Annotated in this window: 1 protein-coding gene; it reads right to left on the minus strand. The window is 47.6% G+C overall.

Annotation, left to right across the window (positions count from 1 at the left end; translation table 11 throughout):
- Nucleotides 1-750: IS5-like element ISSpu16 family transposase (locus SHEWPOL2_RS22100; RefSeq protein ID WP_037431897.1), on the minus strand; the 750-nt coding region annotated here is incomplete at its 3' end.
- Nucleotides 751-760 lie beyond the last annotated feature (10 nt).

A 760-nucleotide genomic window follows, 5' to 3' on the forward strand; every position in this document is an offset into this window, starting at 1 on the left:
ATAGTCATTCTCTTGTTTCCATTGTTTGAGTTCATCACTTTTCAGAGCGCTGACGGCCTCGTTTCTGGGATGACCTTCTTCCCAATAACCTGCATTTTTTCGCGGCGGTATCGTAGGTTTACACCCTCTGTGTTTCAGCAGCTTATGACATTTGTTGGTGTCATAAGCACCGTCAGCTGACACTTGTTTTACCTTGCGCCTTAGTGGGTTTAATAACGTTGGGAGAACCTCACTATCTGCCACACTCTCTAAACTGACTTCGGCTGCGATGACTTCATGTGTGGCCGCATCTATCGCAAGGTGCAACTTACGCCAAGTTCGGCGTTTTTCCTTACCATGTTTACGCATTTTCCATTCACCTTCGCCATATACTTTCAGTCCTGTGGCATCGACAACTAAGTGAGCAATCGCGCCTCGGCAAGGGGGGCGGTAGTTAACTTTGACTGTCTTTGCCCGCTTGCTGATGCAGCTGTAACCAGGTGAAGTTAATTGCAGACTCATCAAACTAAACACTGAGTTGAGAAAACCTTCTAGTGCTCGCAAGGGGAGATTAAACAAACCTTTGAGCATTAAGGCGGTTTCTATCGCCGTGTCACTGTATTGAAATCCCCGACCTCGACCACCATGGTGTTCAGTGTGACACCAGAGGTTGAGCGCCTGCTCGTCTATCCAAAAAGTCAGTGAGCCTCGGTTGGTCAACGCCTTGTTATATTCCGGCCAATTGGTAATGCGAGATTTAGATTTGCCCATCTGATAGCGG

This window comes from Shewanella sp. POL2 (assembly GCF_000282755.1).
GTDB classification, from domain to species: Bacteria; Pseudomonadota; Gammaproteobacteria; order Enterobacterales; family Shewanellaceae; genus Shewanella; species Shewanella xiamenensis.